This window comes from Terrisporobacter sp., from assembly GCF_017888745.1.
In the GTDB taxonomy this organism is placed as follows: Bacteria; Bacillota; Clostridia; order Peptostreptococcales; family Peptostreptococcaceae; genus Terrisporobacter.
Map to the genome: position 1 here is coordinate 1 of NZ_JAGHFM010000117.1, position 7,048 is coordinate 7,048.

General features: G+C 28.2%; 9 protein-coding genes. 7 read left to right on the plus strand and 2 right to left on the minus strand.

What is annotated here, in order from left to right; genetic code table 11:
• Positions 1-1,509 (plus strand): SH3 domain-containing protein (locus tag J7G74_RS05720; protein ID WP_297132974.1); only part of this gene is annotated, 1,509 nt, incomplete at its 5' end.
• A 367-nt stretch (positions 1,510-1,876) separates the two neighbouring features.
• Here J7G74_RS05720 and J7G74_RS05725 read toward each other — a convergent pair.
• Both J7G74_RS05725 and J7G74_RS05730 read right to left on the minus strand, forming a co-directional pair.
• Complete coding sequence (locus J7G74_RS05725) at positions 1,877-3,070, minus strand: tyrosine-type recombinase/integrase (RefSeq protein ID WP_297133010.1); 1,194 nt, start codon at positions 3,068-3,070, stop codon at positions 1,877-1,879.
• A complete protein-coding gene (locus J7G74_RS05730; RefSeq protein ID WP_297132976.1) occupies positions 3,051-3,581 on the minus strand; it encodes a helix-turn-helix domain-containing protein in 531 nt (176 codons plus the stop codon). The genes J7G74_RS05725 and J7G74_RS05730 overlap by 20 nt, the downstream gene beginning before the upstream one ends.
• Positions 3,582-3,759: 178 nt before the next feature.
• Here J7G74_RS05730 and J7G74_RS05735 point away from each other — a divergent pair, with 178 nt between their 5' ends.
• The 6 genes from J7G74_RS05735 to J7G74_RS05760 all read left to right on the plus strand — a co-directional run bounded on the left by J7G74_RS05735 (position 3,760) and on the right by J7G74_RS05760 (position 6,839).
• Complete coding sequence (locus tag J7G74_RS05735) at positions 3,760-3,960, plus strand: helix-turn-helix transcriptional regulator (RefSeq protein WP_297132979.1); 201 nt, start codon at positions 3,760-3,762, stop codon at positions 3,958-3,960.
• Positions 3,961-3,971: 11 nt separating this feature from the next.
• Entirely contained in the window at positions 3,972-4,157 is a 186-nt protein-coding gene (locus J7G74_RS05740; protein WP_297132982.1) for a helix-turn-helix domain-containing protein, read from the plus strand.
• A gap of 13 nt (positions 4,158-4,170) precedes the next feature.
• Positions 4,171-4,884, plus strand: coding sequence for a transcriptional regulator (locus tag J7G74_RS05745; RefSeq protein WP_297132984.1), 714 nt, complete (start codon positions 4,171-4,173; stop codon positions 4,882-4,884).
• A 15-nt stretch (positions 4,885-4,899) separates the two neighbouring features.
• Entirely contained in the window at positions 4,900-6,252 is a 1,353-nt protein-coding gene (locus J7G74_RS05750) for a DnaB-like helicase N-terminal domain-containing protein (RefSeq protein WP_297132987.1), read from the plus strand.
• 79 nt (positions 6,253-6,331) lie between these two features.
• Positions 6,332-6,559: a hypothetical protein gene (locus J7G74_RS05755; protein ID WP_297133004.1), complete on the plus strand. Its 228-nt coding sequence runs from the start codon at positions 6,332-6,334 to the stop codon at positions 6,557-6,559.
• A 10-nt stretch (positions 6,560-6,569) separates the two neighbouring features.
• Positions 6,570-6,839, plus strand: coding sequence for a hypothetical protein (locus J7G74_RS05760; RefSeq protein WP_297133007.1), 270 nt, complete (start codon positions 6,570-6,572; stop codon positions 6,837-6,839).
• The last annotated feature ends 209 nt before the right edge of the window (positions 6,840-7,048 follow it).

Here is a 7,048-nt window from a genome sequence, read left to right on the forward strand (position 1 = left end):
GAAGCAAATGCTCAAGGTAATACAGAAAATCAAAATGAAGCACCTACATATAATTTAAACGAAAGGTCATCTAAAAAAACAGGTGTAGTAACAGCAACTTCTCTAAATGTAAGAAAGGGTGCATCCACAAGTCATACTATAATAGGATCTTTGAAAAAAGGTGATTCTGTAGAAATAGTAAGTTCAGATTCAAGTGGATGGTGCAAGATAAAATATGGAAGTGGATATGGATATATAAGTGAACAGTATATAAGTATTACATCAGATTCAAATAATGATACATCATCATCTACGACAGTAACGCATACCGGAAATGTAAATGCTTCATCATTGAATGTAAGAGATGGTGCAAGTTCAAATTATAATAAATTAGGATCATTAGCTCGAGGAACGACTATAAATATAGTAGATAAAATGAGCAATGGATGGTATAAAATAAAATTTAGAAATGGATATGGATATGTAAGTGGAGATTACATAACTGATGTTAAGCCTGTTAATACTTCTGGTGATTCAAATGATACATCATCATCAACAACAGTAACTCATACAGGGAGGGTAAAAGCAACTGCTCTAAATGTAAGAAATGGAGCAGGGACATCTTACGCTCACATAGGAACTTTATTAAAAGGGACCACTGTAAATATAGTTGATAAAATGAGTAATGGATGGTATAAAATAAAATTTGGAAATGGATATGGATATGTAAGTGCTTCTTATATTTCAGATGTGACACCGGTAAGTGGTTCAAATGACTCATCTGATTCCACTGTAATAAAAACAGGAACTGTAAATACTAATTCACTAAATGTAAGAAGTGGAGCATCAACAAGTTACTCTAAAATAGGAACTTTATCAAGAGGAGCTAAAGTTGAAATAGTAAATACTGAAAGTAACGGATGGTATAAAATTAAGTTTGGAAATGGATATGGATATGTAAGTAGTTCTTATGTAGATATAGAAGGAGAGAGAAACAATTTAAATAACTTCTTATTTATAGGGGATTCATTTACCGTAGGTATACAAAATATAATAAAATCCAAAAATAGCAATGCTTATGTATATGCTAAGAGTGGGAGTAGACCATCATACTGGTTAGATAAAGTAGATTCAATGCCAAGTAGTAGCAAAATTGATGGTGTATGTTTACTAATAGGTGTTAATGGAGCGAGTACATCAGCTAATAAGTCAGATGTAAAAACTTTGATAAACAAGCTATCAGCCAAATATCCAGATAAAACAATCTATGTTCAAAAAGTATTTCCTGTAGGTAGAGCATTTACAGGTGCAAATCCAGCTTCGTTCAATAAAAGTATAGCTAGTTTAAATAGTGTGATAGAATCTCATTGTGAAACAAAATCAAATGTGAAATTTATAGATACGACAACTGGATTTGTTGATAGTAATGGATATTTAATACATCATAATGGTGATGGATTGCATATTGCTGGAAGTTACTCAAATACTTTCTATAATAACATATTAAATGCTATCAAAAGAGCTGAATAAGTTAATTTAAAAATAAACTGTATAGAGCCTATAAGGGCTCTTTTTTGTATAAATGAAAGAGTACTATTTTATAGTTGATGTATTTTAGATAAAATAATAAAATCACTTACTAATTAAGTAAGTGATTTTATTAGATTTATACTTATTATATTTTTATTGGTGCCGAATGTGGGAGACTAAACTATATTTTATGAATTGAAATTTTTGGAATTGTATTTTGATGAAATAGGGTATATAACTTGGTTTCATAAATTTACATTTTTATCCTATTTTATATTAGTTTATTAAATATCTGTTCTATTGCGTGGTCGTTGCGTGTTATTGTATGTAAAAAACAATAAAAAAAGAGCCATTTCTATATAGCTCTTTATCCGAATATACTATTGATTTTTTCTACAGCTTCTAATTTAGTTTCTTTCATAACGTGAGTATAAATATCAAGTGTTAGGCTAATATCACTATGCCCCATTAATGCTTGAACTGTTTTAGGTGGTATTCCCGCTTCAAATAATCTAGTAGCATAGGTATGTCTTAGTCCATGGAACTTTATATGGTCCATATCATTAGCTTTTAATATAGAAGTTAATCTTCTATTAGGCTTATTAGGATCATATGCCTTTCCTGTATTTTCACATAAAACATAGTTATTATTTTGATAAGATTCACCTAAAGAAAGTATAAGTCCATTTTGATTTTTCTTATGAATTTTAAGTTGAATAAGTATGTTTTGTGGTATTGGTACAGTTCTATAACTATTTTTAGTCTTAGGAGTCTGCTCTATAAGTACCATTTTACGTGAACCATCTTTTTGTATATCGGTTACTCTTTGAACAGTTCTATTGACAGATAAAGTACCTTCTTTAAAGTCTATATCACTCCATTTGAGCCCTAATATTTCTCCAAGTCTTAATCCAGTACCTAATGCCATGAGGAATAATAGCTCCATATCATTACCCTTTATAGCTTCAATAAATTTTATTTGTTCATCTTTACTTAATACATTTATTTCTTTTATTTTTTCTACTTTAGGTAGAGTTACCATCTTACACCAATTCCTTTGAATATATCCTTGTTTTTCAGCTTCAGTAAGGCAAGTTTTTAGCCTATTATTTATTCTATTAACATTTGATATTTCTAATTTATCTATATCTAGCAGCTTATTATAATATCTTTGTAGATGTGGAGTTCTAAGGTCTGATAGTTTTATATTAGCTATTTCACTATCTTTTATATAAACTCTATAGATACCTTCGTATAATTCAAATGTTTTAGGCTTCATATCTTTAGATCTAAAGTCAAATAACCATGTGTAGAACCAAGATTCTACTGTTAACTTATCATCTGAAAGAACTCCCATAGACATCTGTCTTTTATATTCGTCTAATTTTGTTTGAACTTCTTTTTTAGTTTTTCCATAGAATTCTTTACGTTTCAAAGCGCCACTTTCATATCTTCCTATAGTAAGAGAAGCTCTCCAACCTATCTGTTTTCCGTTTCTAATATTTTTCATAATAGAGCCTTCGCCATTAGCCCTTTGTCTTTTATTTGCCAATATTAGCACCCTCTTTATTGATTTTATCAAAATGCTTTAATCTGTTAATGTAACTTTGTGTGCTGTACTTAATTTCTTCAAAAAATGTATCTAATTCAAATTTAGTTTTGAAAGGTAAAGTATATCCATCTTTGTTATCTATTAACGTAACTTTAAGTGAATTATCTTCATTTGTTGTTAACAAGTTGATATTAATTTCATTTAATAGTGGCCTATAAATAGATAATTCATTTAGCAATTTTAAAGTATCGTCATCTTTATCGTTTTCATCTTTTCCCTCATATAGTATAGCTTTTAAACCAGTTACAAATTTATTCAATTTATCATTAGGGTTATATATTTCTTCTATATCTACTTTAAGAGCTTTACTTATTTCATAGATACTCTCCAGTGGAATATCTATCTCTCCTGACTCATATTTTTGAACTGTTCTTATATTTTTATTAATCAACTCAGCTAATTGTTTTTGTGTAATTTTTTTGTTAGTTCTTATTTGTTTTATTTTTTCACATGTTTTCAAAATACCACCTCCTAATTCGTATTATAACACTATTACGAATTGTAATACATATATTTTTATAAAAATGTATTGACATACGAATTATGATTCATATATTATGATAATATAAATATGCGAATTTTAATTCGTAAATGACTAAAAAATGAATTTTAGTTCGTAAATAATAGGAGGTGATACTTTGAGTAGGAAGTTAAGAATAGCCAGATTAGTAGCAGATAAAACACAGCTTCAATTATCTGAAGAATCAGGAATATCTAAAGATTATATATCTGCCTTGGAAAGAGGAATAACAAAAAATCCTAGCTTAGATACAATGAAAAAACTTTCTAAAGCCTTAGATGTTTCTATAATAGATTTATTTCTAACAGAAGAAGAATAAGGAGGAAAATTATGAAGGAATACGACAAATTAATTGATGTTAAGACATTTGCAAATGAATACAATATAGGGATTAATAAAGCATATCAATTAGTAAATGCTAAGGGGTTTCCAAAAATTAAAGTAGGCAAAAGAATATTGATAATTAGAAGTGCTGTTGATGAATTTTTTATTTCTAATATAGGCAAGGAGTTTTAGGTAGGTGATATAGATGCAAAATGGCTATATCAAACTATACAGAGAAGTAATTAATAGTGACATTTTTGAAAATGAAAAACTATTTAAAATATTTATATGGTGTTTGGTTAGAGCTACCCATAAAGAAAGAGAGCAACGAATAGGAAGACAAACAATAATATTAAAAGAAGGTCAATTTGTTTTTGGAAGAAATAAGGCAGCTCTAGAATTAAATATAGCACCTTCTACAGTTTGGGACTATATGAAACTATTAGAAAATAGAAAAACGATTAACATTAAATCCAACAACAAATATTCTATTGTAACCATTGAAAATTGGTCGGTATATCAATTTAGAGAAGAAATTTCCGACAGCAAAACCAACAAGAAATCAACTTCAAATAAGCAACAAATGGACACAAACAAGAATGTAAAGAATGTAAAGAATAATATATATACATTACAATGTGATGAATTATGGCAAATATATCCTAATAAAAAAGGAAAAACTCAAGCTTATAATAAAATACCTAAGCTTCTAGAAAAGTATTCATTTGATGAAATAAAAAGATGTATAGAAAGGTACTCTAAAGAAGTAGAAGATAAAGACAAACAATATATAAAGCATGGAAGCACATTCTTTAATACTGGATATATGGATTATTTAGATGAAAATTACAATGCATCATCACCAGAACAAAATAACAAAGGCATCAAATATGATGAAGATGGTTATGAAATAATTTAATAGTGGAGGTACAAAATGAGCACAAATATAAAGATACCTCCTCATAGTGTGGAGGCTGAGCAGACTGTACTGGGTTCAATACTACTTGATAATAAAATAATTAGTAGAGCTTCTAAAAGAATTAAAACAGATATTTTTTATAAGGAATCTCACAGGATCATATATGAAAATATATTGAACCTTTATAAGAGAGGAGATCCTATTGATTTAATAATGTTGTCTGAGGAATTAAAGAATAATAATGTCTTAATAGATGTAGGAGGAATGAGTTATATTTCTAGTTTATTAACTATAGTACCATCTACATCAAATATAGACTATTATATAGATTTATTACAGGATAAGTATTCTAGAAGACAAGCTCTTATAGAAATAAGTACTATGGAGAATGATTTATACAATGGTAAGATAGAAGCTCTAACGGGTGGAATAGATAACCTTAAAAGCATACTTATGAATAATAAGAATATAGAAAATTTGTATGTAGATGCTTCGCAAATTAAAAGAAACAAATCAACTAGTATGTATATATCAACTGGTTTTAAAGATTTAGATAATATGTTAGGAGGAGGATTTAAATATACATCTCTTAATATTATTACAGGGGTTCCTGGCAGTGGGAAAAGTACGATAATAAATCAAATAATAGCTGGTGCTATAAAGGATGGTAATAAGTCATTTTTATATAGTGGAGAACTTCCGGAAAGTGATTTGATGTTTTGGTTTAATAGAACTGTAGCAAATGAATGTCACTTAGAAGAGAAAAATAGTAAGCTAGGTAAAAAATACATAGATGTTACAGATTATTGTTGGGATCTTATAAGTAAATGGGTTAAGGATAAATTTAAAGTATATGATAGTGATTCCATAGCTAACAAAGATAATATTTTAAGTGTAATGGAGTACTTAGCTGTAAATAAGGATATTAAATTATTTGTATTGGATAACTTAATGACATTTGATATAGGGGATCATAGTGAGCAATATCGTAAGCAAAAGCAGCTATGCTTAGGATTAAAGCAATTAGCCAAGAAATATGACTTAATAGTTTTATTAGTGGCACATCCAAAAAAAACATCTAAAGGTGAAGGTCCTAGTATGTATGATGTATCAGGAGCTAGTGAAATTGTAGGCTCAGCAGATTCAGTTATAAGAACTGAAAGAGTGATAAGAGATGATGGAGAAGAAGAGTCGAAGCTTCTTTTGCTAAAAAATAGATGGGGAGGAATAACAAACAGGGCTGTACGAGTTACTTTTGATAAATATAGAAAGAGGTTTTATACATGTGATGAAGAGTTAAATCGAGACTTTGGCTATGATGAAAATAAAAGGTTCCTGCAGATGGAAACAGACGACATGCCATTTTAATAAACGAAAATGTATACAAGATAAAGATAGTTGTTGTTAACTTCAGGAGGGTTATAAATTTTAAAAGGGAGAAGTTACGATGAGACAAAGAGAAAACTTTATAAATACGACATTAGAATACTACCAGCACTTAAAAGAACGATTTAATAAGGGTTATGAATATATTGAAAATATGGCTAAAAATAAAAGAGGAGAAGAAATATATGATACAAGAGAATATAAAGCATATAAGGAGATTATAAGAGAACTTTCAGAGTTAGAGGATATTATTAAGAGCTATAGTATATTTGAAAATATTAATATTTAGAGGTGATAATATGGAAGTTAGAAAAGCTATAGCCTTAATAAAAAGACAGGATATAGAAAAGGTAATTATTAACTCTAGATTAAGTAAATTAAACAGTTATGAAAAAACGAAACATAATTTAGAGGATATATTAATAAATGATTCTAATAAAGTAGAAATAATCTTAAGTGATAAAATTATTGAAATACCAGAGAATAATATTAATCAAGTTGTATGTGAGGCAACTTATGTAGTATTTTATGAGGAAATGAGAGTAATATTATTTAATTTTAAATATTAGGAGGGGATTATATGAAATATTACTAACAACATTTGGTTATAAATCAGTTTAAAAATAATATAAAGTTTAAAGATTTATTAAGTGATTTAAAGTAATTAAATAAAGGAGAAAAAGAGAATGTATAATTTACAATATAAAAGATTAGAGGAAAGAGAAATATTATTTAATGGAGTTTGCCAAGCCATAGAAGCTATATGCGATGTTAAGGC